Genomic DNA, 26,346 nt, shown 5'->3' with positions numbered 1-26,346 from the left:
TGAAGTGTAGGTTCCGGTATACCCTTTGTCAATGAATCGGTTGATTTTCCCGATTCCTGCCCCTATAGTTGAGAGTAATGGCAAAGTTGAATTTCGGAATTATTGCAGGGATCTTTCTCCTGGTTCTCGGCTGCGCATCCCAACCGGAGGAGAAGCCCCGGGAAGTCTCCCGGGAGCGGACCGTGGCAACTTCTCTCGATTCGCTCATGAGCGACCTCACCCCCCGGGACAGCAGGCCTGTCTTTTTGGGGATTTCACCGCGCCTGCGCGACCGCGACGAGGAGGAAGACCGGGCGATCCTCCACGTGGCGGAGCAGGCCTCCCGTTACACCCGCCTGGCCGCCAGGTACCGCCTTGTCACCCAGAGGGGGGGGCGGTCAGCGGACCTCCTGGATGACATTATCACCGACTGGGACCCCGATTACGCCGAGACCCTGGTAGAGCACGTGGAGGTCCTCCAGAGCTTCCAGGACCATCAGGGCACCTACATCGTAGCGGCCGTTTCCCAGGTTCCTCCGGCCCCACAGGTACAACTTGGAGGATCGGCACGCGATGGTGAACCCGAATGGGTCAATCGGCCCCCCGCAATCCCGGGATTTCTCGTCACCGTGGGAACAACCCTCAGGAGCCACCGCCTGCGAAACAGCATCGACACCGCCGATCAGGATGCACTCAAGGATATTCTTCTGCTCTCCGGGGCCAGCGTCCGCACCCTGGAGGACCGGCGCGACGTAGACCGGGTTGGAACCTTCGAGCAAACCATCGGAGCCCAGGAGGCATCGGCTGTACTCAGCCAGTTTCTCGTGCTCGCCCGCCACACCTCGGCCGACGGCAGATATTTCTACAGCCTCGTGGTGGCCCGGGAAGATCCAGGGCAATAGACAAAAAAATCTGCCCGATTTCAAGGAGTCTCCCATGAAACAGACCAGACCTTCATCGTGGTTCTTCGCTTTCCTTCCTCTCCCCAGGTGCCTCCCCCCGGGAGCCTCCCCCGGTCCCGTAACCGGTCCCGGGGCCAGGTCCTTCCCGGGCAGATCGCTTCTTGTTCCGGGACTTCTCCTGGGAGCAATCCTCCTCTTCTCTCCGGCGATCNTCGCCGAGGGGATCGGCCGGATCGAGTACATCGAGGGCGATGTCTCCCTCATCAGGGACGGAGATATCCTCGACGAGTTCCAGATCAATCCGGGGGATCCCCTGCTGGAGATGGATGTGATCCAGACGGGGTTTGACGGCTACGCCGAGGTCCTCCTCACCGTCGGAGGACGATCNACCGTGCGAATACAGGAGAACACAGCCTATTATATCGAGGTGGAACCCCAGACCGGGGGTGGCGAGAACACCCGCCTGCGCCTCCTCACGGGATCCGTGGAGATGGCGGTCCAGAATATCTCACGGGACTCCCAGGTGAATGTGGAAACCCGGTCGGCTGTACTGGGCGTCCGGGGAACAGAGTTTGACGTTCTCACGGCCCCCGACGAGAGCACCCTCGCCGGAGTACGAACGGGCCGTGTAGAGGTTGCCTCGGGCGGGCAACGGGCCATGGTCGAGGGCGGATCAGCGGCAGAAGTACAACAGAACCGCCCTCCCCAGTCTCAAACCGTCCCCGATGGTGATTTTGACCGGTTCTATTCCCTCTGGACCGAAGCGCGACTCCAGGCCTTCCGAAGTGGCGCGCCCACCTTCATCAAGGCCTACGTGCGCCGCTTTAACGACACGGAACCGGAGTTCCAGAGAGCCTATCGGGAACTCATGGCACACCGGGACCGCCTGGAGAGAGAGGCCGCCCGCACCGGAACATCCCTCGGGGGAGACATGCGCCTCCGTACCGAGGTGAGCCCCGCCCTCATCAAGATGCGCAGCATCCTGCCACTTTTCGAGAACGCCCTCTACCGCCTGGAGGAACTGGCTCGCTTTCACGATCAGGGGATCGGGGAAACCACCATCGACGGGGTACGGTCGGGTGACTTCTTCACCCGATTCTCCCGGGTGGAGCAGAATCTCCGGCGCCAGCTTGGGGAGGTGCGTACGGTCTTCCGCCTCTACCGGGTAATAGAACAGCGCAGCTTTGGCGGCCTCCCCGAGGGAGCCGGAAGCCCCTTCGGAGGGGGGAGCCCCATAAACTCCATGGGGTTCTAAAACATAACCTCCAGGGGGTTCAAAAAGAGGGAGCGGGCTTGACACAGGACCCGTCATCGGGGTACAACAGGGTCACATTGATCTGGGGGTGTAGCTCAGCTGGCTAGAGTACTTGAATGGCATTCAAGGGGTCACGGGTTCGACTCCCGTCACCTCCAATCGTTTGGAAACCCTGATCAAGACCCGCCCTGTGGCGGGTTTTTATTTTGTTCCCCCCCGGACAAGGTGATCCCCGGACAGTTTTTGCCCCAGGACGCCTCCACAAGGGTACCGGGCCGGGAATCACCACACACCACCTGATTGGCCCGCAGCCTTCCGCACTTTCTCTTCCGCACCCATGACCTGCGAAATGAAATGGTATACACTGTGAGGTATGAGTTCCTCTTTTGACACAAGCGATAACCTTTTTGTCTCCCCCGGGGCTCCGGAAAAAGACGACGACTCCCCCAGCTTTGAGGACCTCTTTGACGAGCCCCGTTCCGAGGATTTCCTGGATGACACCGAACCCGAAGAGCAATCGGCAACCCGGGAGCGAATGCAGAAAATCGAGACCCTCTCGGAGGACCCCAAGCCCTACTTCCGGAACGCCAACTTTTATCAGGAGGCGCTCACCGGCGAGGGAGAGATAGCCAAACGCCTCCACAGCACCCTGGCGCAGTTCCTCAAGGCCGACAACCCCGAGGATAGATCGCTCTACCGAAACCGCCTCATCCCCGTCTACTGGGATCTGGCCCGGTCCCTGGCGCTCAAGGCCTACGGGACGATGCCCGAACCCAAGATGCTGCTTCTTCGCTTCGGCGTTCTTCTTCCTACCATGCTCGACAAGGACCAGCGACTCATGATCGCCCAGATCATCCAGGACAATCGCTGGGGAGAGCCGATCCACTACGTCGATGAATGGCTGAAGGGAATCGCCTCGGGGAGCTTTTCCCTTTCTGCCACGGACGAGACCAAAGCACCTACGGGCCAGCAGGTATCCCGCCTCGCCCGCCAGGTCGAGACCGCCCGGGGCAAGGTCGAGGCCCAGATGACCCTCATCAGGACGCGGAACGAGGAGATGGAATCGATCGAATCATCGCTGCGCCGCCTGGTGGCAGAACTGACAGAACGGGAGGTTCGCTACGAAACGCAACAGAAGGGCCCCTACACCGATGCCCAGCGAACGATCTTTGCCGACATATCGGCCGATCTCCGCCGGCTGAGCCACCAGGGACGCGAGATGGGCCGGGCCTACCTGGAACTCGAGCGCTACCAGGACGCTCTGGCTGATCTCAAGCGGCAGGCCGAGCAGGCCGGAGAAAACATCGACGCCGTCGACACCAAAGCCGCCCTGGAGGAGATGGGGACGATCCGCCAGATGGCAAAACTCTGCGTTGGTCGCCAGGGCAACCATTTCCCCCTCCTCTCCCGCCAGTATTTTCGCGGAGGCCTGGCCGCAGTGGGAACCAGGGAAAACGTTCACAACGTGCTGGCCGACGTGGAGTATCTCGATCAGGGCCTCTTTCTGCGGACCTTCAAGCAAAAGACCACCAGAATCGTTCCAAATATCATCCTGATCCCCTGCTACGGGGACCTGGGAATTTGCTGGGAACCCTTCGAGCGCTACAACCGCGCCACCAGCCGGGGACGGCTGGCAATCCCCATGTACAGCAAGGATCTGACCACGGCGGTGATCGCCGCCCTGGGAGACCTCCGGTGGCAGGTCGCAAAGGAACGCGCTGCACACTACTGGATGGAAGAGGGGCTCACGGGGTGGTACTATCAGTGGTTCTCGGAGCAGCGCATGAAGGGCGACGTAAAGGACCAGTTCATCCAGGATTACATTCTCTGGATTACCCGGGAGAGCAACGGAACCCAGAAGCTCTCCCGGGAGGTGCGGGATATCTTCTGGCGCTACATCCCCTTTCCCCAGGAAGTAAAGGACACCCTGAAAAACAGGGGCTTTGTCTACCAGGACCTGTACAAGAAGGACCAGAATCGCGCCATGTCGGTGGGGTACTGAAGGGAGCCCCCGGAGCCCCGGGTATCGGGGTTACTCCGGCGACCGTCGCTCTTTTCCGAAGAGCGGCCCAAAATACTTCTGGAGATCCCAGGTTTTTGAAGCCCAGCGCATGAGCCGGTGATAGAGCAGATACGTGGAGATCACCGATCCGAGAAAGAGCACCATCAGCATAATCTGGTTCACCTGGGGAGGGAGCGAGGGCGCCACGAAACGGGCAAAGACCACCAGGAATAACACAAAGAGAACCATCATCGTCAGGATGTTCGCCACCGTGGCGGCCAGAATAAAGAGAAGGGTGTTCACCCGCTTGTTCATCGTTCCTCCCCTCCTGGAGGGCGGTCCCCCCCTGGCGTCAAGACGACAAAGAGGACCAGCATGATCCCCCCCGTCACAACGGCAGCGTCGGCCACGTTGAAGGCCGGCCACCGATCCATGCCCAGAAGGCCGTAAAATTTAACATCGAGAAAATCAACAACCCCCAGGGGCCGGAAGATCCTGTCGATCAGATTGCCCACTCCCCCGCCCATGATCGCGGCGACGCACCAGCGCTGACGCTGGGGCAGATCGCTGCTCAGGTAGAAGGTCCAGAAGAGAACCCCCAGTACAACCACGGGCAGAAGAATGAACGCGCCCTGCCGTACCAGGGGCGGCAACCCCTGGCCGATACTGAAGGCGATCCCCAGATTTCGCACGTGAATGATCCTGAAGAAGTCCCCCGCCACGGGCAGGACGTAGCCGGCCTCGTAGTAGAGTGGAATCGTGGCTACAATGAGAGCCTTCGTGATCTGGTCCAGGACCACAACGAGAGCCATGAGGATCAGAGGCCTCCACAGATCCTCCCGGGAAGGTTCACCCAGAGTTGTCTTGTAGGACCTGGTCAAAGAGAAACCTCACAACCCCGTGGGAAGATCGAGAAAGGTCGTCTCGATCCCCGTATCAACAGCAAGCTTTTCCGCAACGGCCCGTACCCCCCACGTCTCAGTAGCGTAATGCCCTGCGAAAATAGCATTAATCCCCGACTCCCTGCAACGGTGGTACGCCACATGGTTGGCATCACCCGTTATATACAGGTCCAGACCCTGGCTGATCGCCTGTTCGACCTCCAGGGGAGCACCCCCGGAGATGATCCCCACCGACTCGACCCGGGGCGTGCCGAAGGGGAGAACCGCCAGAGGAGAGAAGGCGGGCCCGAAGAGCCGCTCCTGAACCTCCTCCAGGCTCAGGGGATGCGCGAGACGTCCCGAGACACCGATCGGCACGTTGCGCACCAGGCCAAAGGGTTCTACCTCGGCCAGACCCAGCACGGCGGCCATGCGGGCGTTGTTGCCCAGCGAGAGATGCGCGTCCAGGGGCAGATGTACGGCGTACAGGGCCAGATCATTCTGGATGAGCGTATGGATTCTCTGATAGTGTGGCCCCCGGAGCACCTCCTCGCGCCCCCAGAAGAGACCGTGATGAACAAAGAGCAGATCGGCTCCCCAGGCACAAGCCTCGTCGAAGACCTGCAGGGCGGCGTCGACGGCGAAGGCCACGCGCGCCACCTTTCGGGACTGGCGGGATACTTGCAGGCCGTTTCGCGACGAATCTATTCCGGCAAACTCGTCGATCGGCAGGATCTCGTGGAAATAGGCATCCAGCTCCTCCAGGGTCATCACTGTTCGACCTCCCCGCAATCGCCGGACCGGCAGAGAAGCCGTGCCGTGGGTTCATCCAGAATGAGCTCGCTCATGAGACGCGCCTTGAGGGCAGCCCGCAGCCCGGGGACCTTGTTCCGACCGCTCACAACACAGATAGCCCGCCGGGCCTTCCGGTAGAGCGAGAGCGGAGGCCCGCTGGCCCGGCTGTTCAGGGGGATATCATCCCAGCTCCCGTCCTCGCGGAAAAAGACCGTAGCCAGATCACCAATGACCTGCTCCCGCTCGAGCTCCTCCATATCCTCGGGGTCCAGATACCCCGTGGAATAGACGTGGCTGGGAACCCCGGCGTTAACCGAGCCAATGCTGTAGAGCAGCACACTGGCCTCCTGCTGGAGGTCGATAATCCGCCTGATGCTCCGTTCCTGCCACATGGCCGCCTTGGTCTCCCGGTAATCAAAGAAGGTGGGAACCGGGAAGAGCATCACGTTGGCCTCGTAGTTCTGGGCAAAGTGGTGCAGAATGTTCGCGGCGTAGCGGTTATCGGGGGTGAAGGTATTGCCGGAACCGTTCAGCTGGACAACCCTCAGTTCCGGGACCCGGTGGGGGATCAGGTTTGAGGCGATCTCGCTGATCGTTGTACCCCAGGCGATGGCCAGAATGTCACCACCGGAGAGCACGCTGTTCAGGTAGTTGGCGGTGTACCTGGCAACCCGCTCCAACCAGACCACCTCGCCCATCAGTTCCGGCGCCGGCACAATGTGGACTGCATCGAGACCGAAGGTATCCCGGATCTGCCGTTCCAGGGGAGAGAGGGCCTTCTGGACATTCACAATCTTGATCTCCACCATCCCCGAGGAACGGGCGTGGGAGAGGAGTCGGCTCACTTTGGGCCGGGAGAAGTTCATCTCCCGGGCGATGGCCTCGGTGGTCAGCCCCTGGTAGTAGTACATGGTCGCTACGCTGAGAGCTTCCTGATAAATTCGGTCTTCGGTATTCATAATATTTGTTTGATCATTGTAATCACACCTCTGAACGTTTGCAACAGAAAAAAATACTGCCTTGTGCAGGCCAGTATATCACTTCATCAGACCTTTCCCAGAGTTGTCAATAATTCCGTTACCGGGACGGGCCCCTGCCGGTATACCTCCCGTCCTTCGCACCTGGCAATCTTCTTCGGTCTAACGTGTCCACCGGTCCAACTTGTCACCGGTCCAACTTGTCCGCCTGCACAGAGACAGCTATACTCTCTGGCAATGCAAAAGTCTTCAGATCGATTTCGCCTGGACCCGGCGCTTGTCCGGTATACCGTCTCCGAGGAAGAGCTCGCCGGAATCCGTCCCAGCTATATTCACCACCGTATCATCGGACAGCCCCGGGCGGTGGAGGCCCTGAACCTGGCGCTGGCGATTCCCGCAAAGGGCTACAACGTCTTCGTAGCAGGCCAGGCGGGGACCGGCAAGCGTACCGCCGTGATGCGCATCCTCAAGGATCAGCCCTTTGACCCGCACCAGTTGCGGGATATCGCCTATGTCAACAACTTCCACCAGCCCGATCGTCCCCGGGTTCTCTCCTTCTCGCCGGGCGATGCCCTCCGGTTTCGCCGGAAGGTGCACGATCTGGTGGAGACCCTGAAAGAACGGCTCCCTACGGTCCTCGAGAAAAGCGGGTTCCGGGAAGAGCGGGATCACATCATGCTCGAAACGGAGGAGCACGAGGCTTCGGCGCTCCAGTCCTTCGAAAACGACCTCTCCCGTGAAGGGTTCACCATCGTTCAGATCCAGGAAGAACAGGAACAGCGCAGCGATATCAGCCCCGTCATCGAGGGAACCCCTGTTCCGATGGAGGACCTCCAGAAGCAGGTAGCCCGGGGGGCGCTCGATCCCGCCCGGGCCGAGTCCCTGCGCCGACGCTACTACCAGCTCATGGACCAGATGAACCAGATCTTTCTCTCCCTCCGGGGGGAGCGGCTGGTGGCGGAGAAAAAACTCCGGACCCTCCAGCGCGAGACGATTCAGCCACTTCTGGACCGCCTGGTCTCGGAGGTGACCGATGTCTTCCAGGGCGAAAAGATCCACCGCCACCTGGAAGAACTCAAGGAGGATATCCTCGAAAATCTGGAACTCTTTATTCCCCAGGACCTTTCCCGGGACCAGGAGATCCAGCAGGAACTTCAGCGCTACAACATCAATATCGTCCTGGACCACAGCAATACCCGGCAGAAGCCTGTCATCTTCGAGAGCCACCCCGATTACCAGAAACTCTTCGGCTCCCAGGACAGCCTGCCCGACTCCGATGGAACCCAGGGGTTTCTCACCCTCCGCGGCGGCAGCCTTATCGCGGCCTCGGGGGGCTACCTGGTCCTTCGGGCCGAAGATGTGCTCAGCCACGACGAGATCTGGGCGAGCCTCAAACGGGCGCTCCAGGACGGCATCACCGAGATCCGCACGCCCCCCTCGCCCTTTGGGGGACCCCAGCAAAACCTGAAGCCCGAGCCGATCGAACTCGACCTGAAGGTGATTCTTATGGGGAGCGAGCAGGTCTACGAGATTCTCTTTCACCAGGACGAAGAGTTCGGAAAACTCTTTAAGGTTCTGAGCGAGTTTGACTCGGTCATGGCCAACAGCACCGAGACGCGCACGGCCTATCTGGATTTTATGGAGATGATCTGCGAGGAGGAGCGGCTCCTGCCGCTGGATCCCGGGGGAAAGGCTGCCATCGTCGAGTACGGTGTGCGACTCAGCGAGTTTCGGGACAAACTCAGCACCCGCTTTTCCCTTATTGCGGACCTGATCCGCGAATCGAACCACTGGGCCCGACTGGACCAGGCCGATACGATCGGACGCGGGGCGGTAGAGAAGGCTCGGGACATGCGGCGCTTCCTCCACAACTTGCCGGAAGAGAAGTTTGACGAGCAGCTTTCCTCGGGGGAAATGATCCTTCAGGTCACGGGGCACCGGATAGGGGCGATCAACGGCCTCTCCGTTCTCGACCGGGGGTACTACGCCTTCGGCCGCCCCATGCTCATCACCGCCCGGGTTGCCCCGGGATCGGACGGCATCATCAATATCGAACGGGAGAGCGGCCTTTCGGGAGAGATCCACGACAAGGGGATCTACATCATCCAGGGATTCCTCCAGGCCACCTACGCCACCACCTTTCCCCTCTCGATCAACGCCAGCATCGGTTTTGAACAGAGTTACGTCGAGGTTGACGGCGATTCCGCCTCTTCCACCGAGATCTACGTTCTCCTCTCGGCGATCGGGGATATTCCCCTGCGCCAGGATATCGCTGTCACGGGCAGCGTGAACCAGTTCGGCCAGATCCAGCCCGTGGGTGGCATAAGCGAAAAGATCGAGGGCTTTTTCGCTACCTGTCGGCTCATGGGTCTCACCGGTGATCAGGGGGTGCTCATCCCGCGGACCAATATCCAGAACCTGATACTCTCCCGGGAGGTTCAGGAGGCGATCACCCGGGGAGGGTTTCACATCTACGCCATCGACACGGTGGACGAGGGGATCGAAATCCTCACGGGGCTTCCCGCCGGAGCGCGCGGGAACGACGGGCACTTTCCCAAGCAAACCGTGAACGGCAGGGTGGAACGACGCCTGCGACAGATGGCAGAGCAGGTGAAGGACTTCTCCTGATCTTCTCCCGGCGGTCAGGGGCGGTCCCCCGCTCCTGACCTGTCGCATCGGGCTGGAATCGATTACATATGTTGCGACCTCACCCGGGCCGGTCTATACTTGTTTTTATGAGCGGCGAGAAGGCACCATCACTGATTCAAAAAGTCCGCGCGGCTGCCCGCGCGCACAAACCGATCTCGATCAAGAGTTATACCCTGCCACCCCAGACGGAGATGCAGATCGAGGAGGTCCTGGGGGCATTCCTGAAGGAGCTTAACCGGGACGTTCTGAAGGACTCTCTGGCTTACTGTCTGCGGGAACTCACGACAAACGCAAAAAAAGCGAATACCAAGCGCGTCTACTTCGAGGAAAAGGAGCTGGATCTCTCCTGCGACGAGGACTACCGCCAGGGCATGCTGACCTTCAAGCAGGAGACCCTGGACAACATCGGCTACTGGCTGGAAAAGCAGGAAGCCGCCGGCCTCTACGTGCGGGTAAGTTTCCAGATTCAGGGCAGGGAGCTCCATATCCGTGTAGCCAACAATACCAGGATCACCCGGAAGGAGCAGATCCGGATCTACGACCGTATCGCCCGCTCCCGGGCCTTCCGGAGCCTCGAGGAGGCGATGACGGCCGTCCTGGACGACAGCGAGGGAGCGGGGCTGGGGATCGTCATTCTGGTGCTGATGCTCAAGAAACTGGGCCTCGACGAGGAGGCCTTCGATATCGACGTGGAGAACAACGAGACCGTGGCCCGACTGGTTATTCCCATGGACGAGACCAAGGGTGACCATCTGACCCATATGTCCCAGGAACTCACCACCCATATTCAGTCGCTCCCCCAGTTCCCCGAAAGCATCATGCAGCTCCGCGCGCTCCTGGACGACCCCGACGCCGAGGTTGCCGAGATCGCCAGAACCCTGGGCCAGGACCCGGCCCTCACGGCGGATCTCCTCAGGACGGTGAACAGCGCCCGCTATATGCTTCCCCGCAAGATGGACAACGTCGTGGAGGCGGTAAAGGTGGTGGGGCTCCGGGGGCTCAAGCAGATGCTCTTCAGCTACGGAACACAGCGCGTGTTGGGGGACGGCTCGGATAACACCGTCTCGCGAGCTCTCTGGGAGCACAGCCAGCGCGTGGCCTTCTACGCCTACGGCATAACCCGTCACGTGAGCAAGCGGAAGGATATTCTGGACGACGTCTACGTGGGAGCGATCCTCCACGACATGGGCAAAATCGTTTTCTCGAACATTCACCCCGACACGGTGGAGAAAATCACGGCCTTCTCCCGCAAAAAGGGAATCCCCTCGTCGGTCTTCGAGGAGATGAGCGAGGGGATCGCCCACGCCGAGGTGGGAGCCCAACTGGCCCAGCGCTGGAACTTCCCCGACGTGCTGATCGAGACGATCCGGCACCACCACGCGCCCCTGAAGGCTCCCCCCCAGTATCGGGATGTGGTAGCCACGGTTTTTCTTGCAAACGCTCTGGCCAACATGGATACCGGCGAGTACGAGCTCCTGGACGGGCGGGTACTGCGGCTCCTGGGTGTGGAATCGCCCGAGCGGCTTCGCCTGATCCACCAGCGTCTCCAGGAGCAGTACGACACCGAGTACGCCCACCTGGAGCGGCGCCGGGACAGCGCTTCCTGAGTCGGGCACCCCGGTTTTTCTTGACCGCCCGCCAAAAAGAACGCATCTTCTTCCCTGACCCCGGGCGATCCCCCGGGGCGTTGCTCCTGGAGGTACGTGCGCCGCCCTGTGCGAACGCACTCACACAGGCCTGCGAGGAAAGACGCATATAGCTGAAAGCAGGCGTGCAGAAACGCCTGTGCTCGCACAGAGAAGGAGACCACACTATGGCAGCAGAAACAAGAGCGCGCTGGCGGGGAGACATGTCCTTCGATATCGAATTGCAGGGCCACTCCTTTATCGTCGATGCCGATGAGTCCGTGGGAGGGGCAAACCAGGGTCCCCGCCCGAAGGCTCTCCTCCTGAGTGCCCTGGCGGGATGCACCGGTATGGATGTTGTCTCGATCCTGAAAAAGATGAAGGTTCCCCTGGAACGGCTGGAAATCTCCGTGGCCGGAGAAAACTCGGCAGAACACCCCAAGGTCTATCAGGATGTGGAGCTGGTCTACTCCTTCTGGGGAGAAAATTTGGACGAGAGCAAGCTCCAAAAGGCGGTGGAACTCTCCCAGGAAAAGTACTGCGGGGTGGCCGCTACCCTGCGGGGCGTGGGAACCATAACCCACCGGATTCTCTGCAACCCCGAGCCGCTCTGACGGGTCTGAAAGGTTTGTCGGGTCTGACAGGCCTGTCAGGCCTTTCAGAGGGGCGGGCTCCGGGCCGGAGGCTGCCCGTCACCTGCCTCCGCTGAATTCAGCGATCCTGCCCGGGTACTACTCCGGCAGAGCGGGGTGGTTCAGGGTGTTCAGGTGGTTCAGGAGTATGCCTGCGGCGACTCCCACATTCAGGGACCCCTTGGGTCCCCCGTGGGGAATCGTCAGAATCCCTCCCGACGAGCGGGCCGCCTCCAGCAGGGGCTGCGAGATCCCCTGTTCTTCGTGACCCAGAATAACCACAGCGGGCAGCCCCACCCCGGCGTGCACGAGGGGTGTCCCCCCCGTTTCAAGCGCGTAGAGCCGGGCAGCCTCCCGCGCGGCAGAACCGAACCGTTCCCCGAGCAGGGCCAGCCCGTCCTCCTCCGTCCCGGCCAGACAGGGAATCATCCTCTCGGCCCCCATGGCAGCCCGGACAAGCCGGGGATGGTCCAGGGCGGGACACCCCGAACCAAGCACAACCCCGGCAACCCCGAAGGCTGCGGCGCTTCGGAGGATGTTTCCCGCGTTAAAGGGGGAGCGAAGGTGCTCCAGATAGAGCACCAGCGGCAGGGGGTGATACGCCCCGCCCTCGGGGGCCTGCCCCCGGGAGGGATCCTCCTCGACCATGACCCCCGCCTCGCGGTCGAGAACATCCTGCAGCACCAGAAAGGAGCGGTCTCCGCAGCCCGCTTCCCCGGCCAGTCGGGCTGCGGCCCCCGCCGCCGCCTCCCGCAGCGGAAGGCTTCGTCCGGGGTCGTCCCGCACCGCAACCAGGATCCGGGCCAGATAGCGGGCGTCGCAGAGCACCCGCACGCCCCCGTCCCGATCCAGGGAAAAGAGCCCTCCCAGAACCCGTCGCAGCCCCCGGCACCCCAGGGCGGGTATCCGGGAAGGGGCCAGCCGCATCAGTAGGCGGCCGAGACCAGCCGCTGCAGCTCCTGGACNCCGGCCCCCCCGGGCACATGGGCCAGCATATCAAACTCGGCCACCTGTTCCGCGCAGTGGGAGAGCTCGTCCAGGGTCACATCGAGATCCCGGAGCCGTGCGGGCAGGTCGAGGTGACTCACGAGCTTGCGAATNCCCCGTGCAGCCCGGGGAGCGTCACCGGCGGGAGAGATCCCCTCCAGGGGTTCCCCCAGGGCGGCAGCGATGCGGGCCGCCTTCTCCACGTTCTGGGTGCTGAGCGATTCCACAACGTGGGGGAGAAAGATGCTGGCCACCCAGGACTTGGGGAGACTGAACCGGGCGTTGATTCCGTAGGCCAGGGCGCCGCCTGCACCCTGACCCGTCACGGCCAGAGCCAGGGCGGTCATAAGCCCCGCCTCGGCGGCCCGTTCCCGAAACCGCCCGTCCAGGGGATTTTTAACCGCCGTCAGGGCCGCTCCATGAAGTTCGTGAACGGCCCGCTCCAGCAACGTATCGGAATAGAGGGACGAGCGGGTGGAGAAGAACCCCTCGATGGCAGCCAGAAGGGTATCCATCACCGCTGCCAGCGCGTACTTGGCCGAGAGGGTCTGGGAAAACTCCGTCTCCAGAACCACCGCCTCCACCGTGCCGGGGCAGGTCTTCACCATTCGGGCCCGCTCAGCTCCGGAATCGCGCAGAAGCGCCTCGTCCCGCATGAGGAGGTGGTTCCGGAACGACGAGGGCACTTCGATGTAGGAGANCGATTCCCGGGCGACCTTTCCCTCCAGGAGGTCCCGAACGGTGAGGCCCGAGGCGGCGCAGTTGGCCACGCACCGGGCCACCGAGAGGACCCTCATTCCCCCCAGGCCGAGGACGACCTGGGTCTTGCTGGCCCGNGCCAGCGAGGCGATCTCGTCCACCCGGGAGGAGGCCGAACTCGGCATCAGTTCGTCGTAGACCATGACGTCCAGACCCGACCGCCGCAGTATCTCGGCAACACGATCGATGTGCCCCCCCTCGTGGAGAACACCCTCGGTAACCACCAGCGCCCGGGTTCCCCGCTCGCGCGCCAGGGAGCCGGTCTGGGTCAACACATCCTTGCCGAAGACAACCGTCGAGGGCAACCTGAGAGATATACTACGCATGGGCTTTACATTCCAAATATCACGTTATCGTTTACTCACAATCAACCGACCCCGGCCACGGCCCGGACCAGAGGATAGATCCAAAAACGTACCATCCCGGAACACCGGGCGGTTCAGGACGCCACCAGACCCGCATCACTGGCAGAGCGGGGAAGGCGACGGATTCACACACAGGCAATCTCATACACGGATAATCTCAAACACTGGTAATCATAATCGTCTTTGGGAATTATTTCACGCAGAATCAAAAAAAAGCAGCACCTCCCGGGGGAAGTACTGCCGTTGGAGCCGGAAGGAGGGGCGCTCAGCCAAGATCGAAGACCGAGAGAATCTCATCTGCCACGGCCTCGACGACCTTCTCCGAGATATAGGATGGATCTTCAAGCTTCCGGCGCACTTCCTCCACCCGATCCTGACGGATATCGGGGAGGTCCCGCACCTGCTCCAGGGCCTGCAGGAATTCTGAACGGGCCCGGGCTTCGTCGGAGAGGGAGATCGCGTCACCCGACTGCGCACCCGCCGAACGTGCGGTCTTTTCAGTTTTGTGATATCTCTGAATCGGGTCAATCGGCCCCAGCCGTTCAATCGTCATCGATTGATCCATCCTTTCATCAACATTATCGGCCCCTTACCCCATAATTTTAACGGCTTTTGTCGGTCCATACAAGGAGAACAAACTCTCCCCGCGCGGGAATGGCGCCGGATTCAACAAGAAATGCCACTTCCTCTACAGTCCCCGTCCGGATTTCCTCGTGGAGTTTGGTGAGCTCCCGCCCCAGCACAACCTGCCCGCCCGGTGCACCCTGGCGCAGCTCCTCCAGAAACCGCACGATCCGGTGGGGCGACTCGTAGAAGAGTACGGGATCACCCCGCTGGAAGAGTTCCCTGATCCGTTTCAGCCGCTTTTCGCCCTTGGGTGGCAGGAAGCCCTCGAAGTACCATCCCCTCCCGGCTACACCGCTCACCGAGATCAGGGCGGTTACGGCGCTCGCGCCGGGCAGGGGGACCACGGAAAAGCCGGCCTGGCGAACCCCCCGGACGAGCGCGCTGCCGGGATCGCTCACCCCGGGGGTGCCCGCATCGCTGATGTAGGCCACGTCCTGCCCCTCCTCGAGGATTTTCAGAATTCCCGGGAGGGCCCGCTGGGTGTTCTGCCCCCGGCAACTCAGGAGGGGTGCCGATATGCCCAGATGGGAGAGAAGTTTTCGGCTGTGCCGGGTGTCCTCGCAGGCGATNGTATGACAGCGCCGGAGAACCTCCACGGCCCGGAAGGTGATGTCCCCCAGGTTTCCGATGGGCGTTGCGACAACGAAGAGTTCCGCCATAGAATGACCAGTGTACAAGAGACGGGAGGATTAGACCATTCAGTTTACGCTTCTCTTTGCCCTGGCGCTCCTGATTTTTCTGCTTCTGGCCAGCCTGATCCGCTTCTCGGGCCGGGGAGAGGCCTCCCGCAGGGGCGATCCTTCAGCCGGAGATGCCCCGGCAGCACTACCGGGGGAGCGGTACAAACCCTGCCCGCTCTGCGGTTCGCTCCTGAAGCGGGGGGAGCGGGTCCAGACCCGGGTCTTCACGGCCGTTACCCACGGCTCCTCCCCCACGGAGGGGCTGGAGGAATCCCTGGTCCATATGTTCGGCTGTCTCCACTGCAGGCCCCCCGGCGGAAGCTGCGAGCGGACCTGCCCCGTCTGCAAGGGCCCTGTCCCCGCCGAGGGGTACGTGATCGCCCGGATGTTCGCGCGCCACGACAAGAAACATCTGCGCGTTCTGGGATGCACGGCCTGCCGGAAAGACCCCGCCGGGGGAAGTCGCCCCGGCTGATGCCCCGGCTGAGGTCCTGACTGGCTCTGACGGAGCCTCTGGCTGATCCAGAGGGGCCCTGGCTGGCCCCCTCCGGGCTGGCCCGATCCGCGCCGGATGGGATAGGATCGGTCCAGGGAGGATCCGTCCATGGAAGAAACACTCTTTGACAGAATTATCGCAGGGGAGATCCCGGCAGACATCGTCTTCGAGAACGACCACGCCCTGGCCTTCAGGGACATCAATCCCCAGGCTCCGGTGCACGTGCTGGTGGTTCCCCGGACCCGCATGAGGAGTATCGCCGAGGCGCCGGAACAGGACCCTCGGGAGCTGGGCTGCTTTGTTCAGGCCATCGCCGAGACAGCGAAGGCTCTGGGGCTCGAAGAGGGGGGGTACCGGGTGGTTTTCAATACCGGGAAGGATGCCCTCCAGACGGTGCCCTATATCCACGCCCATATTCTGGGGGGACGCCGCCTCTCCTGGCCTCCGGGGTGATCTCCGGGGTGCCCCGGGCCATCCCCGGGATCGAGACCGCGGGCTTCCGGGAACCTTCCAGGGGGCGTTCCCCTGATCTCCCGTCAGGGCGTTCCCGGTGTTTCCCCGACGTTTCTCCGGCTTTTTCCGGTGGTCAGGAGCCCCTTCATAGGCTATGCTGATAGCCATGGATGCCTTACTCGTAGTGGATGTGCAGAACGATTTTCTTCCCGGCGGCGCCCTGGCTGTTCCCCGGGGGGATCAGATAATACCGGTGATCAACCGTATCATGCCGCACTTTTCCCTGGTGATCGCTACCCAGGACTGGCACCCGGCCGATCACGGGAGTTTCGCCTCGAACCACCCCGGCCGATCACCGGGGGAGATTATCCAGCTCGAGGGGCTTCAGCAGATTCTCTGGCCCGATCACTGTGTCCAGAATACCCCTGGTGCTTCCTTTGCCTCGGGACTCGACGTGGCGGGCTTCCACGGGGTCGTTCGCAAGGGTTCCAACCCCTCCATAGACAGCTACTCCGGATTCTTTGATAACGGAGGGGCAAACCCCACGGGCCTGGAACGCCTCCTGCGCGACCGGGCGGTCACGAGGGTGATCGTCTGCGGCCTGGCCCAGGACTACTGCGTGAAGTTCACAGCTCTGGACGCCCTGCGTCTGGGCTTCGAGACGGTGGTGGTCGAGGACGGGACACTCCCCGTGGAGGTCTCCCCCGGCGACGGTGACCGGGCCCTGCAGGAGATCCTCGACGCAGGAGGATCCCTGGTGGAACACGGAGTCTGGTGACCCCGCTGGAAACCGGAGCCCTCCTCGTAGTAGAGTCGCGCCATGGAACAGATGAAGCGCACCCATACTTGCGGCGCCCTCGGGGTAGCCGATACCGGAAAGACCGTTCGGCTTAACGGCTGGGTCCACCGGACCCGCGATCACGGAGGTGTTCATTTTCTGAACCTCCGCGATCGTTATGGCATTACCCAGGTTGTCATCGGCGAGGAGGCCCCCGAAGCGCTGCGCGCCCTGGCAGCGTCCCTGCGCATGGAATATTGCATCGCCCTGGAGGGGGTCGTCCTGGAACGGCCCCAGGCGATGAAAAACCCCTCCATGGTCACGGGGGAGATCGAGGTTTCGGCTACCCGGATCGAGATTCTCAACACCAGCGAGGCCGTGCCCTTTACCATCGACGAGCGCTCCGACGCCCGTGACGATGTGCGCCTCACCTATCGCTACCTGGATCTCCGCTCCTTCTCGATGCAGCGGAAGATCGCCCTGCGCCATACCGTGATGCAGACCGTCCGGGAGTATCTGTCCTCCCTCGATTTCATCGAGATCGAGACGCCCACCATGATCAAGTCTACCCCCGAGGGGGCCCGGGACTTCCTGATTCCCTCGCGGCTCCATCCGGGGCAGTTCTACGCCATGCCCCAGAGCCCGCAGCTCTACAAGCAGATTCTCATGGCCAGTGGCTTCGACCGCTATTTTCAGATCGCCCACTGCTTTCGCGACGAGGATGCCCGGGGAGACCGCCAGCTGGAACATTCCCAGATCGACCTGGAGATGAGCTTTGTGGGGAAGGACGAGGTCTTCGCCGTTATCGAGGGCATGATGACCCGGGTCTTCCACAAAGGCCTCGGGGTCGATCTGGAGACGCCCTTCCCCCGGATACCCTACGACGATGCCATGAACCGCTACGGGTCTGACAAGCCGGACCTTCGCTTTGACCTGGAGCTCCAGGATTTTGCCGCCTTTGTGGCCGGGAGCGGGTTTGGGGTCTTCGAGAACGCCCTCGCTGCGGGAGGCGCCGTTAAGGCTCTGGTTGTGCCCGGCCAGGCGGGGTTCAGCCGCAAGCAGATCACCGATCTGGAGGAGACCGCCAGGACCTACGGAGCCAGGGGGCTGGCCTGGACAAAGGTTACCCGGGACGACTCCGGTTCGATCACCTTCGAGGGGGGAATCGCCAAGTTTTTTGCCCCCCGGGCGGGGGATATCGCCGCAGCCCTGGGCGCGGGCGAAGGCGACCTCCTGCTCTTCGTGGCAGATCAGTGGAAGGTGGCGGTCACCGCTCTGGGAGCGGTCCGCTCCCGCCTGGGTCATAACCTGAAACTGATAGAGGAGGGGACCTTCCGCTTTGCCTGGATCGTGGATTTCCCCCTCTTCGAGTACGATCAGGACGAGGACCGCTGGACTGCGGCGCACCATCTGTTCTCCATGCCCCAGGCGCAGTACCTGGAGACGCTGGAGAGCGACCCCGGCTCGGTCAAGGGCGACCTCTACGACCTGGTATGCAACGGCTTCGAGCTCGCCTCGGGGTCCATCCGTATTCACGATCCGGCCCTGCAACAGCGGGTTTTCCAGATCGTCGGGTTCGATCCCGACGAGGCCCGTCGCCGCTTCGGATTTCTCCTGGAGGCCTTCCGCTACGGGGCGCCCCCCCACGGGGGAATTGCACCGGGACTCGACCGGCTGGTGATGATCATGGCCGGGGAGGAGTCGATCCGGGAGGTGATCGCCTTTCCCAAGACCGCCACGGGGGTCTCTCCCATGGATAGCTGCCCCGGCCCTGTGGAGGAAAAACAGCTGGCCGAGCTGGGGCTCATGCTGGCTCCCCGGAACACCGGGAACGGCCCCGCCGGGGGGGACACACCTGGAAAAGATCCAGAGGGGAAAGCCCCGGACGGGAACGATCGGGAGGCCTGACGATTCTCCTGGAAGACCGGCTCCTGATCTGGCATGGCCTGCTCCAGGACCTGCCCTACCTCCGGGGAATTCCCCTGGAGGCCCTGGCCTTTCTGGTCCCCCTCCTGGGGTGGTGGGTCTACGCGGGAGTCTCCCGGTTGCTGCCCTACCTGGTCGCCTCCGGGTCACGCCAGGCTGTACGCATCTTTCTGGTCCAGACCAGGCTTCCCGTGCAGCTCATTCTGGCGACGCTCCTCCTCTCCTGGGGAGCGCCCGGCCTGGCGGGGCCTCGCCTTCCGCCTCTGCTCATCGTGGCCGCTTCGGGGATGCTGCTTCACCGGGCCACGGGGACGCTCTTCATCTTTCTTCGTCGCCAGTTCGATCTCTCCACCCCCGATAACCTCCGCGCCCGGCGGGCCACCACCCAAATCATCGTGCTGGAGCGGATCGCCCTGATCTCCGTGGTGGTCCTGACAATTGCGGCCCTGCTCATGACGATTCCCGGGATTCAGCGCTTCGGNGCCTCCCTTCTCGCCTCGGCGGGGGTGGCCGGTCTGGTGATCGGTCTGGCGGCGCAACAATCGATCGCGAACGTCCTGGCGGGAATCCAGATCGCCATCACCCAGCCTCTGCGAATCGACGACGCCGTGGTGATCGACGGAGAATGGGGGTGGGTCGAGGAGATCACCCTGACCTACGTGGTGGTCCGCATCTGGGACCGGCGACGCCTGGTTGTTCCCATCAGCTACCTTCTGCAGAAGCCCTTCCAGAACTGGACCCGCACCACTTCTTCGGTCATTGGCGCCGTCACGATCCACGCCGACTACTCCGTGGACGTGGAGGCCCTGAGGAAGGAGCAGTCGACAATTCTGGCTCAGCACCCGCTGTGGGACGGCGAGGTCGATGTGGTCCAGGTAACGGATACCACCGATCGGACCGTGCTGATCCGCTCGCTCATGAGTGCTTCCAGCTCACCCAAGGCCTGGGACCTGCGCTGCGACCTGAGGGAACGGCTTATCCGATGGCTCGGAGAGACCCAGCCCGGGGCACTCCCCCGTCAGCGCATGCGCATTCAGGGGGAGATCACCCGGCGCAGGGATTCCTAGGCGGGGACCCCCGGGGCGGTGCGTGCCCGGCGCAACCAGCTGCGAAGGGGCCCCGCCGGGGCCACCAGAGCGGCCACCACAAAGAGACAAAACCCCACCAGGACGATCGTTCCCCCCGAGGCGACGTTCATCACGAAGGAGAGATAGAGTCCCACCGTGGCCGAGGTTACTCCCACGGCCACGGATATCGCGATCATCGAGGGCAGGTGCCGGGTCAGAAGCGACGCCGTAGCCCCCGGAACGATCAGCATGGCCACCACCAGGATAACCCCCACCGTCTCCAGGCTCGTTACGATGGTCAGGGTGAGCAGAAGCATCAACCCGTAGTGGATCGCCGTGGTAGAAAGGCCGATCGCGCTGGCGTGAACCGCATCGAAGGCGTAGAGGACAAACTCCTTGTAAAAGAAGAAGACCAGTACCAGGGCGATGAACCCCGCCGTGAAGGTGGTGGCCAGCATGGGCATGTCCACGCCCAGGACGTTTCCAAAAAGCACGTGCATCAGATGCGTCGAGGTTGCGATCCGGGAGATGATCACCACCCCCAAGGCGAAGGCGGCGGTGAACATGAGTCCCATGGCCGAATCTTCCTTGATCGAGGTGTTGCGCTGGACAAAGCCGATTCCCAGGGAGGTGAGGGCACCGCTGAGAAAGGCCCCGACGATCACGGGGATTCCTGCAAGGTAGGCCAGGGCGACTCCGGGGAGCACGGCGTGGCTGATGGCGTCTCCCAGAAGCGCCCAGCGCTTGAGCACGACAAAGCAGGAGAGAACACCGCAGACGGTGCCCACCACCAGGGAGGTCATGAGCGCGCGCTGCATGAAGAGATAGGAAAAGGGCTCGGCTACGGCGGCTGGCAGAAAACCGATGAGGACCATCAGAAGCGCCGTGAGCATCTCGATGACCGTCACTATCGAGGTGTAGATCCCGTGGTAAAGTCCGTTGTAGAAAACCGTCATGCCCTTCCTCCCTGACGGTGGTAGCACCTCTCCAGCGCGTCGTTGGAGAGCATCTCCCGGGGTGTTCCCACTCCCATGACACCGTGATTTATCAGAACCACCAGGTCGGCCTGTTCGCGCGCCGTGGGAAGATCGTGGGTAACCATGATGATAGTCTTGCCCTCACCGCAGGCCTGGCGCAACACCTTGAGAATCAGCGCCTCCGAAGCGCGGTCGACCCCCGCCAGAGGTTCGTCCAGCAGGAGGACCCGGGGGTTCTGCGCCAGGGTACGGGCAAGAAAGACCCGCTTCTTTTGCCCCCCCGAGAGCGCCCCGATGGGCCGGCGGGCGAAGGACTCCATGCCCACCGCTTCCAGGGCCCGATGAACCGCCTGATGGTGGGCTTCCCCGAGAAAGCGGGGCGGCAGGAACCGGCGGATTCCCCTCTCGCGGCGGGCGTGACCGTAACGTCCGCCCAGAACCACATCGTAGACCGAGAGGGGGAAGTCCCACTCGATCTCCGCCTCCTGGGGGATGTAGCCCACCAGGTTGTCTCGCCGGGCCTGATTCAGGGTGGTGCCGCAGATCTCGATTGACCCGCGGTTGCTTCGCTTTACACCCGTCAACAGCTTCAGAAGAGTCGATTTCCCCGCACCGTTGGGCCCGACCAGGGCGATAAACCGCTCCAGGGGCAGGTCCAGATCGACCCCCTCCAGCGCAGAAACACCGCTGTAATCGGCGCCTACACCCCGCAGGGAGATCGAGAAGGGGCCTCCCCCGGGGAGGGATTCCCCGGAAACGCAACGCCGGGAAGGGGTCTTCCCGGGGTCGCCCGGCGACGAGGCGGCGCTGGTGTCGCGGGTTTTTGTGCAGATCTGTCTCATCGCCGTAAGGGTACTCATTTTTTCAGCTCCTGGAGAAGCAGTTCTGCGTTGGCGCGCATCATGGCTGCGTAGGTGGTCACCCCCGTTTCAGCGGTCCCCAGGGAATCCACGTAGAGCGGCCCCGCCACGCGGGCTCCCGTCTCTTCGGCTACGCTACGGACGTGCCGGTCGCTGATGGTGCTCTCGTAAAATATGGTTTCGATTCCATCGCGCCTGATGAGGTCCACAATTCGGGCCAGTTGCCGGGGTGTTCCTTCCTCCTCGGAGTTGCTGCCCCAGATGCCGTCGTGATCCAGGGAGAAGGCCCGCGAAAAGTAGAGGAAGGCCGCCTCGCTGGTCACGAGGTTCCGCCGCCCGGCAGGCACAGGGGAGAGCTTTTCCACGATCTCCCGGTACAGAGCTTCCATCTCTCCCATCGCCTGGGCGGCCCGGGCGGTGTAGCTCTGGGCGTTCTCCCGGTCGAGCTCTATCAGCTGATCCCGAATCACCTCCAGGTAGCGCGCTGCGAGGCGGGGGTCCATCCAGAGGTGCGGGTCGGGGTCACCCGCCAGGTCTCCCAGGGCAACGGGTATCGTCTCGGCCTGAATCGCCTCAGCCACGGCCACGGAAGTGACTGCAGCGGGGAGAATCCGCCCGGCCTGGGGAAGCCAGGTCTCGATCTGATACCCGTTATAGAGAAAGAGGTTCGCCTCCTCGAGGTCGGCAAAGTTCCGGGGGGTCAGCTCCCACTCGTGGAGTTCGGCCCCTGCGGGAACGATCGTCCGTACCTCCAGATCGTCTCCCGCTACGGAACGGACCAGGTCTTCCAGAACGGTAAAACTTGTCACAACCAGGGGCCGGTCCCGTTCGCTTCGTTCTGCGCGGCCTCCGGCGAGGGCGGTTCCCGCCACCAGCACGAGCATCGCCACCAGAAAGAGTACACCCACCGGGGCAGGGATCCGTCGGGTCTCACGATTGGTCATGTTCGTCCTCTCCTGTATATAAGCCAGCAATCAAAAAATTTATTTTGATGACTCAAATATATGGGCATAGCCTTCTATGGTCAACCCCTGGTGGTCGTCCTGTGGACCCTCTGGTGATCAGCTCTTCTGAGGGAATCCCCCGGCTCCCCCGATAGCGCTGATCTGCCCTTTCGGGGTATTCTCCCGGTCTATGATCCAACGTGCGAACGCTCCGGGCCGGGAGACCGCGTCGGCCCTGGGCCTTTTTTTCTCGGGGGCCGCCTCGGCGCTCCCCATCGCCACGGGCTACATCCCCGTGGCGATCACCTTCGGCATTCTGGTGGTGAACAGCGGGCTCTCCTTTCTGGATGCGGTTCTGGCCTCGGCCCTGGCCTTTGCCGGGGCGGCCCAGTTCATGGCTGCGGGAATGTACGCGACTGCCGTCTCTGCTGCGGGGGCGCTCCCGGGAGGGCTCTCTCTGGCGGCGGGCCTTCAGATCGTCCTGGCCGGGTGGCTCCTCAACCTCCGTCATCTTCTGATGAGTTCCGTGGTGGCGCCCAATGTGGCAGGCTCGCCGTCGCTCTCACGGCGCAGTCTCCTGGCTTTTGGGCTCACCGACGAGGTCTTTGGAGTAGCTACCTGGCGCATCGCCCGGGAGGGCCCCCTCAGGCCGGCCTTTCTTCTGGGGCTGGAGGCTGCATCCTACTCGGCCTGGGTGGGGGGAACCGCCCTGGGGGCCTCGCTGGGGGAGGTTCTGCCCCCTTCCTTGCGGGCTGCCATGGGCCTCGCCCTCTACGCGCTCTTTGCAGCGCTCCTGGCGGGTCAGGTCCGTTCCCGCAGACCCGGGCCCGTGGCGGGAGCAGCCATCTCCGGGGCGGCTCTGAACGTTCTGTTGCGGGGGCCGCTCTCGCTGGGCCCGGGGGCAGCCTTCCCTCTGGCCATGATCGGGGGCGCCCTCGTGGGGTGGTATCTTTCCCGTCCTGCCGGCCAGGGTGGCGGGTCTTCACGGAACTCCTCCTCTGCGCAGAGCTCGTTTTCCGGGCGTAACTCTTTTTCCTCGCAGAAAAAGGAGGTCCTGCCGTGACCGATCTGACCCTTCCCTGGATTTTTGTGTGCCTCGGTCTCTTTTTCGGAACCTATCTGGGCCGGGCCCTCCCCTTCTGGTTCTCCCGGATGGAATCGCTCCCGGAGCCGGTGGCGCGTTTCCTGGAGGTGGTTCCCGCGGCGGCCCTGGGAGCGCTCCTGTTTCCCGATTCCCTTCTGGGCAGCCCGCCCCTGATCGCCGCCACCGTGGTGGCCCTGGCCTTCGTCCTGACCCTGCGCGGTCTGGGGCTCACCCTGGTGGTGCTGATCACCATCGGCCTTGCCTGGGGTGGCTTTCTCCTCCTGCCGGGATGAGCGCCCGGGACCGCGACTTGACACCGGGGGCGCCCCCGGGTACACCCTAGAGCGATGAGTCAGTCCAGCTCCCTCCTGGGAATGTCGCTCGAAGAGATCGGCCTCGCCGTTTCCCGCCTGGGGCACCAGCCCTACCGGGCAGATCAGATATACCAGTGGATTTATCGTCGGGGGGTCCGCTCCCTGGAAGAGATGACCAATCTGCCCCGGCAGTTACGCCAGGATCTCGGCCAGGCCCTGCCCCTGGAGGCAGCCGCCCCCCTCCGGGAGCTGCAGTCTGCGGACGGAACCAGAAAATACCTCTTCCCCGTGGCGGGAGGATCCGTGGAGGCGGCTCTCATTCCCGAAGGGGCCCGTCTGACCCTCTGTCTCTCGACCCAGGTAGGCTGTTTTCGTCGATGTGCCTTCTGCCAGACGGGGCGTCAGGGATTCCAGGGCAACCTCACCGTCCCGGAAATACTGAACCAGTATCACTCGATCCCCGAGCGAAACAGGATCACCAATATCGTCTTCATGGGGATGGGGGAACCCCTGGATAACAGCGACGCCACCTTCCGGGCCCTGGAGCGCTTCACCGATCCCCGGGGGTACGGCCTCCCCGCNCGGAAAATCACCCTCTCCACCGTGGGGATTCACCCCCCGCTGGAGGAATTCTTTGCCCGCACCTCCGTGGGGCTCGCCATAAGCCTCCATAATCCCTTTCCCCGGGAGCGCCAGCANCTCATGCCCGTGGAAAGGGACCACCCCATCGAGGAAACACTTCGGCTGATTCGCCGGGACCGTCAGGATCGAACCCGGCGGATTTCCTTCGAGTACACCCTCCTGGAGGGGATCAACGATACCCCCGCTCACGTCGAGGGGATCGCCAGGTTGCTGAACGGTCTCAGGCTCAGAATCAACCTGATCCCCTATCACTCCATCGAGGGCTCTCCCCTGCGGCCCACACCGGCCGGACGGATCCAGGAGTTCGCCCGGGAACTTCGGGAGAAGGGAATGGCCACCTTTGTGCGCCGATCCCGGGGCGAAGACATCAACGCTGCCTGCGGGCTTCTGTGGACGAAGACTCCTCCCGGGGAGGGTCCTCGGCAAGGCTGCGCGGACGGGCATCGAGAGGGGTAAGCGCCTGGGGAGCTTCACGGCCCGCTCCCAGGTCCTGAAGTTTCCTGGCCGTGGGAAGAACCCTTCGCTCGAAGGAGCCGGCGCTCTCGTTAAAGCGCTCCACCGCCTGGTGGAGCGCCCCCCCAAGGCGGTTCATGTGGCTGGCAAAGGGCTGGAGCCGCTCCAGGAGTTCCCGGCCCCCGGCAGCGATCTCCCGGGCGTTCCGCGAGAGATCCACCTGCATCCAGCCGTAGGCGATCACCCGCAGGAGGGCCAGGAAACTGGCGGGAGCAGAGATAACAACCTTGTTCGCCAGCGCGTATTCCAGAAGGTCCGGGTCTGTGGTGAAGGCCGCCGTGAGCCCGCTCTCGTAGGGAACCACCATCACCACGAAATCGGGGGTTCGTTCAAACTGGCTCCAGTAGGATTTCTGGGCGAGCGCCTGGATATGGCCGCGCATGGCCTGGGCGTGACGACGCAGCGCCTGCGAGGCCAGCTCCGGCGTGGCTGCTTCCTGGGCATCCAGGTAGGCGCTCATGGGCGCCTTGGCATCCACAGGGAGGACGCCCTCCGAGGGCATGCGGATAATCATGTCCGGGCGACCCCGGGACGCTCCGGACCGGTCCCCCGAGGTTTTCCGAACCTCCTCACCGCCGCCGGTCTGCTCCTGGAAATCCACGTGATCCACCATACCCGCCATTTCCACCAGNCGCCGAAGCTGGATCTCGCCCCACTTGCCGCGCACCTGGGGNGCNCGCAGGGCCTGGTCCAGCGAGGTTGTGGCCTGGTGAAGCAGCCGGTATTGCTCACCGATCGTGCGAACCTGCTCGGTGAGCCCCTGGTACGCTCCCTGACGCCGCTCTTCCAGGGTGCGCACCTGGGTATCAAGTTTTTTCAGTTCCTCTGTCAGGGGGTTCACCACCCCCCGGAGTTCCTGCGTTCGGGCACCCCAATCGCTTTTGAGAAACCGGGAAAATTGTTCAAGCTGGGCCTGGCTCTGTTCCAGGAGCGAGGTGGTACTCTCGCGAAGGGTTCGCCCTGCCAGGGATTCGAAGGTCTCCCGCAGCGAGGCCTCGGCGCGGGCGAGCCACTGAAGGCGCTCCTGGTCGGCGGCCTGGCGCGCCTCGAGCTCCGACACCCGGGCGANCAGCCCCTCCGTGCGGAGTCGTTCCTGGTTTCGCTCCTGCAGGAGCTCCTCGCTCCGGCGCCGCAACTGCTCGAGCTCGGCCCTCATGGACGCGCTGCGCGAGACCTG

Annotated in this window: 27 protein-coding genes and 1 tRNA gene; 15 read left to right on the top strand and 13 right to left on the bottom strand. The window is 62.9% G+C overall.

Translation table 11 applies throughout. From position 1 onward, the window contains the following. Positions 1–77: 77 nt before the first annotated feature. The 4 genes from B071_RS0110820 (at position 78) to B071_RS0110805 (ending at position 4,138) form a co-directional block, all read left to right on the top strand. Positions 78–881 (top strand): hypothetical protein, encoded by an 804-nt coding sequence (locus B071_RS0110820; protein WP_018527110.1) that lies wholly within the window; start codon positions 78–80, stop codon positions 879–881. Between the two features lie 34 nt (positions 882–915). Beyond that, on the top strand, positions 916–2,136 hold the full coding sequence (locus B071_RS0110815) for a FecR family protein (RefSeq protein ID WP_018527109.1): 1,221 nt from the start codon (positions 916–918) through the stop codon (positions 2,134–2,136). Between the two features lie 84 nt (positions 2,137–2,220). Continuing rightward, positions 2,221–2,294 (top strand) — tRNA-Ala (locus B071_RS0110810). 215 nt (positions 2,295–2,509) lie between these two features. Next, positions 2,510–4,138 (top strand): DUF8510 domain-containing protein, encoded by a 1,629-nt coding sequence (locus B071_RS0110805; RefSeq protein WP_018527108.1) that lies wholly within the window; start codon positions 2,510–2,512, stop codon positions 4,136–4,138. A 30-nt stretch (positions 4,139–4,168) separates the two neighbouring features. Here the strand turns inward: B071_RS0110805 and B071_RS0110800 are convergent, their stop codons facing one another. Genes B071_RS0110800 through B071_RS0110785 form a run of 4 tightly spaced genes read right to left on the bottom strand, consistent with a single transcriptional unit; the run spans position 4,169 to position 6,773 of the window. Then, a complete protein-coding gene (locus B071_RS0110800; protein WP_018527107.1) occupies positions 4,169–4,453 on the bottom strand; it encodes a hypothetical protein in 285 nt (94 codons plus the stop codon). Further along, on the bottom strand, positions 4,450–5,019 hold the full coding sequence (lspA, locus tag B071_RS17200; RefSeq protein WP_018527106.1) for a signal peptidase II: 570 nt from the start codon (positions 5,017–5,019) through the stop codon (positions 4,450–4,452). The genes B071_RS0110800 and lspA overlap by 4 nt, the downstream gene beginning before the upstream one ends. Positions 5,020–5,028: 9 nt before the next feature. Further along, positions 5,029–5,790 (bottom strand): Nif3-like dinuclear metal center hexameric protein, encoded by a 762-nt coding sequence (locus B071_RS0110790; protein ID WP_018527105.1) that lies wholly within the window; start codon positions 5,788–5,790, stop codon positions 5,029–5,031. After that, complete coding sequence (locus B071_RS0110785; protein ID WP_026245166.1) at positions 5,790–6,773, bottom strand: sugar-binding transcriptional regulator; 984 nt, start codon at positions 6,771–6,773, stop codon at positions 5,790–5,792. The genes B071_RS0110790 and B071_RS0110785 overlap by 1 nt, the downstream gene beginning before the upstream one ends. 255 nt (positions 6,774–7,028) lie before the next feature. On the opposite strand from B071_RS0110785, the gene B071_RS0110780 reads away from it, so the two are divergent. From B071_RS0110780 to B071_RS0110770, 3 genes are all read left to right on the top strand, one after another. Further along, positions 7,029–9,419 carry a Lon protease family protein gene (locus tag B071_RS0110780; RefSeq protein WP_018527103.1) on the top strand — a complete coding sequence of 797 codons (2,391 nt, stop codon included), beginning with the start codon at positions 7,029–7,031 and terminating at the stop codon, positions 9,417–9,419. A gap of 107 nt (positions 9,420–9,526) precedes the next feature. Then, the gene (locus B071_RS0110775) at positions 9,527–11,047 is read left to right on the top strand and encodes an HDOD domain-containing protein (RefSeq protein ID WP_040588117.1); all 1,521 of its coding nucleotides are present in this window, start codon (positions 9,527–9,529) and stop codon (positions 11,045–11,047) included. 206 nt (positions 11,048–11,253) lie between these two features. Continuing rightward, positions 11,254–11,679: an OsmC family protein gene (locus B071_RS0110770; RefSeq protein WP_018527101.1), complete on the top strand. Its 426-nt coding sequence runs from the start codon at positions 11,254–11,256 to the stop codon at positions 11,677–11,679. A gap of 117 nt (positions 11,680–11,796) precedes the next feature. Here the strand turns inward: B071_RS0110770 and B071_RS18570 are convergent, their stop codons facing one another. The 5 genes from B071_RS18570 to B071_RS19700 form a co-directional block, all read right to left on the bottom strand. Further along, complete coding sequence (locus B071_RS18570; protein ID WP_018527100.1) at positions 11,797–12,624, bottom strand: TrmH family RNA methyltransferase; 828 nt, start codon at positions 12,622–12,624, stop codon at positions 11,797–11,799. Then, complete coding sequence (locus B071_RS0110760) at positions 12,624–13,769, bottom strand: iron-containing alcohol dehydrogenase (RefSeq protein WP_083914869.1); 1,146 nt, start codon at positions 13,767–13,769, stop codon at positions 12,624–12,626. Before B071_RS0110760 ends, B071_RS18570 begins: the two co-directional genes overlap by 1 nt. Positions 13,770–14,073: 304 nt before the next feature. Beyond that, the gene (locus B071_RS0110755; RefSeq protein ID WP_018527098.1) at positions 14,074–14,361 is read right to left on the bottom strand and encodes a flagellar biosynthesis anti-sigma factor FlgM; all 288 of its coding nucleotides are present in this window, start codon (positions 14,359–14,361) and stop codon (positions 14,074–14,076) included. A gap of 49 nt (positions 14,362–14,410) precedes the next feature. Next, the gene (rsmI, locus tag B071_RS0110750) at positions 14,411–15,094 is read right to left on the bottom strand and encodes a 16S rRNA (cytidine(1402)-2'-O)-methyltransferase (protein WP_018527097.1); all 684 of its coding nucleotides are present in this window, start codon (positions 15,092–15,094) and stop codon (positions 14,411–14,413) included. Between the two features lie 166 nt (positions 15,095–15,260). Further along, complete coding sequence (locus tag B071_RS19700) at positions 15,261–15,398, bottom strand: hypothetical protein (RefSeq protein WP_157703161.1); 138 nt, start codon at positions 15,396–15,398, stop codon at positions 15,261–15,263. Between B071_RS19700 and B071_RS19960 the strand changes: the two genes are divergently transcribed. The 5 genes from B071_RS19960 (at position 15,399) to B071_RS0110725 (ending at position 19,835) form a co-directional block, all read left to right on the top strand. Further along, positions 15,399–15,590, top strand: coding sequence for a hypothetical protein (locus tag B071_RS19960; RefSeq protein ID WP_157703159.1), 192 nt, complete (start codon positions 15,399–15,401; stop codon positions 15,588–15,590). A gap of 129 nt (positions 15,591–15,719) precedes the next feature. Then, positions 15,720–16,064: a histidine triad nucleotide-binding protein gene (locus B071_RS0110740; protein WP_018527095.1), complete on the top strand. Its 345-nt coding sequence runs from the start codon at positions 15,720–15,722 to the stop codon at positions 16,062–16,064. Positions 16,065–16,218: 154 nt separating this feature from the next. After that, on the top strand, positions 16,219–16,842 hold the full coding sequence (pncA, locus tag B071_RS0110735; RefSeq protein ID WP_018527094.1) for a bifunctional nicotinamidase/pyrazinamidase: 624 nt from the start codon (positions 16,219–16,221) through the stop codon (positions 16,840–16,842). 42 nt (positions 16,843–16,884) lie between these two features. Continuing rightward, the gene (gene aspS, locus B071_RS0110730; RefSeq protein WP_018527093.1) at positions 16,885–18,750 is read left to right on the top strand and encodes an aspartate--tRNA ligase; all 1,866 of its coding nucleotides are present in this window, start codon (positions 16,885–16,887) and stop codon (positions 18,748–18,750) included. Between the two features lie 305 nt (positions 18,751–19,055). Continuing rightward, positions 19,056–19,835 carry a mechanosensitive ion channel family protein gene (locus B071_RS0110725; RefSeq protein ID WP_157703171.1) on the top strand — a complete coding sequence of 260 codons (780 nt, stop codon included), beginning with the start codon at positions 19,056–19,058 and terminating at the stop codon, positions 19,833–19,835. Here the strand turns inward: B071_RS0110725 and B071_RS0110720 are convergent. Genes B071_RS0110720 through B071_RS0110710 form a run of 3 tightly spaced genes read right to left on the bottom strand, consistent with a single transcriptional unit; the run spans position 19,832 to position 22,616 of the window. Further along, positions 19,832–20,791, bottom strand: coding sequence for a metal ABC transporter permease (locus B071_RS0110720; protein ID WP_018527091.1), 960 nt, complete (start codon positions 20,789–20,791; stop codon positions 19,832–19,834). The two genes, B071_RS0110725 and B071_RS0110720, sit on opposite strands and share 4 nt — an antisense overlap. Then, positions 20,788–21,672 carry a metal ABC transporter ATP-binding protein gene (locus tag B071_RS0110715; RefSeq protein ID WP_018527090.1) on the bottom strand — a complete coding sequence of 295 codons (885 nt, stop codon included), beginning with the start codon at positions 21,670–21,672 and terminating at the stop codon, positions 20,788–20,790. The genes B071_RS0110720 and B071_RS0110715 overlap by 4 nt, the downstream gene beginning before the upstream one ends. Further along, on the bottom strand, positions 21,669–22,616 hold the full coding sequence (locus tag B071_RS0110710; protein WP_018527089.1) for a metal ABC transporter solute-binding protein, Zn/Mn family: 948 nt from the start codon (positions 22,614–22,616) through the stop codon (positions 21,669–21,671). Before B071_RS0110710 ends, B071_RS0110715 begins: the two co-directional genes overlap by 4 nt. A 190-nt stretch (positions 22,617–22,806) precedes the next feature. On the opposite strand from B071_RS0110710, the gene B071_RS17190 reads away from it, so the two are divergent. From B071_RS17190 to rlmN, 3 genes are read left to right on the top strand one after another with little or no spacing between them, the layout of a single operon-like run. Next, complete coding sequence (locus B071_RS17190) at positions 22,807–23,679, top strand: AzlC family ABC transporter permease (RefSeq protein WP_018527088.1); 873 nt, start codon at positions 22,807–22,809, stop codon at positions 23,677–23,679. Beyond that, positions 23,676–23,993, top strand: coding sequence for an AzlD domain-containing protein (locus B071_RS17185; RefSeq protein WP_018527087.1), 318 nt, complete (start codon positions 23,676–23,678; stop codon positions 23,991–23,993). Before B071_RS17190 ends, B071_RS17185 begins: the two co-directional genes overlap by 4 nt. A gap of 54 nt (positions 23,994–24,047) precedes the next feature. Next, positions 24,048–25,112, top strand: a complete 1,065-nt coding sequence (gene rlmN / locus B071_RS17180; RefSeq protein WP_018527086.1) for a dual-specificity RNA methyltransferase RlmN — start codon at positions 24,048–24,050, stop codon at positions 25,110–25,112. On the opposite strand, the gene rmuC is transcribed toward rlmN, so the two are convergent. Continuing rightward, positions 25,024–26,325: a DNA recombination protein RmuC gene (gene rmuC, locus B071_RS17175; protein WP_438829690.1), complete on the bottom strand. Its 1,302-nt coding sequence runs from the start codon at positions 26,323–26,325 to the stop codon at positions 25,024–25,026. The genes rlmN and rmuC overlap by 89 nt on opposite strands. Positions 26,326–26,346: the final 21 nt, after the last annotated feature.

The sequence above is a fragment of the Alkalispirochaeta alkalica DSM 8900 genome (genome assembly GCF_000373545.1).
GTDB classification, from domain to species: Bacteria; Spirochaetota; Spirochaetia; order DSM-27196; family Alkalispirochaetaceae; genus Alkalispirochaeta; species Alkalispirochaeta alkalica.
Note: the sequence above shows the minus strand (reverse complement) of the source record. Positions and strands in the feature narration are given on the sequence as shown.

Coding starts and splice junctions, on each gene's coding strand:
- B071_RS0110820 (WP_018527110.1), top strand. CDS start 78: ATGGCAAAGTTGAATTTCGGAATTATTGCAGGGATCTTTCTCCTGGTT.
- B071_RS0110805 (WP_018527108.1), top strand. CDS start 2,510: ATGAGTTCCTCTTTTGACACAAGCGATAACCTTTTTGTCTCCCCCGGG.
- B071_RS0110800 (WP_018527107.1), bottom strand. CDS start 4,453: ATGAACAAGCGGGTGAACACCCTTCTCTTTATTCTGGCCGCCACGGTG.
- B071_RS0110790 (WP_018527105.1), bottom strand. CDS start 5,790: ATGACCCTGGAGGAGCTGGATGCCTATTTCCACGAGATCCTGCCGATC.
- B071_RS0110785 (WP_026245166.1), bottom strand. CDS start 6,773: ATGAATACCGAAGACCGAATTTATCAGGAAGCTCTCAGCGTAGCGACC.
- B071_RS0110780 (WP_018527103.1), top strand. CDS start 7,029: ATGCAAAAGTCTTCAGATCGATTTCGCCTGGACCCGGCGCTTGTCCGG.
- B071_RS0110775 (WP_040588117.1), top strand. CDS start 9,527: ATGAGCGGCGAGAAGGCACCATCACTGATTCAAAAAGTCCGCGCGGCT.
- B071_RS0110770 (WP_018527101.1), top strand. CDS start 11,254: ATGGCAGCAGAAACAAGAGCGCGCTGGCGGGGAGACATGTCCTTCGAT.
- B071_RS18570 (WP_018527100.1), bottom strand. CDS start 12,624: ATGCGGCTGGCCCCTTCCCGGATACCCGCCCTGGGGTGCCGGGGGCTG.
- B071_RS0110755 (WP_018527098.1), bottom strand. CDS start 14,361: ATGACGATTGAACGGCTGGGGCCGATTGACCCGATTCAGAGATATCAC.
- B071_RS19700 (WP_157703161.1), bottom strand. CDS start 15,398: ATGGACCAGGGATTCCTCCAGCCCCTCCGTGGGGGAGGAGCCGTGGGT.
- B071_RS19960 (WP_157703159.1), top strand. CDS start 15,399: ATGTTCGGCTGTCTCCACTGCAGGCCCCCCGGCGGAAGCTGCGAGCGG.
- B071_RS0110740 (WP_018527095.1), top strand. CDS start 15,720: ATGGAAGAAACACTCTTTGACAGAATTATCGCAGGGGAGATCCCGGCA.
- pncA (WP_018527094.1), top strand. CDS start 16,219: ATGCTGATAGCCATGGATGCCTTACTCGTAGTGGATGTGCAGAACGAT.
- aspS (WP_018527093.1), top strand. CDS start 16,885: ATGGAACAGATGAAGCGCACCCATACTTGCGGCGCCCTCGGGGTAGCC.
- B071_RS0110720 (WP_018527091.1), bottom strand. CDS start 20,791: ATGACGGTTTTCTACAACGGACTTTACCACGGGATCTACACCTCGATA.
- B071_RS0110715 (WP_018527090.1), bottom strand. CDS start 21,672: ATGAGTACCCTTACGGCGATGAGACAGATCTGCACAAAAACCCGCGAC.
- B071_RS0110710 (WP_018527089.1), bottom strand. CDS start 22,616: ATGACCAATCGTGAGACCCGACGGATCCCTGCCCCGGTGGGTGTACTC.
- B071_RS17190 (WP_018527088.1), top strand. CDS start 22,807: ATGATCCAACGTGCGAACGCTCCGGGCCGGGAGACCGCGTCGGCCCTG.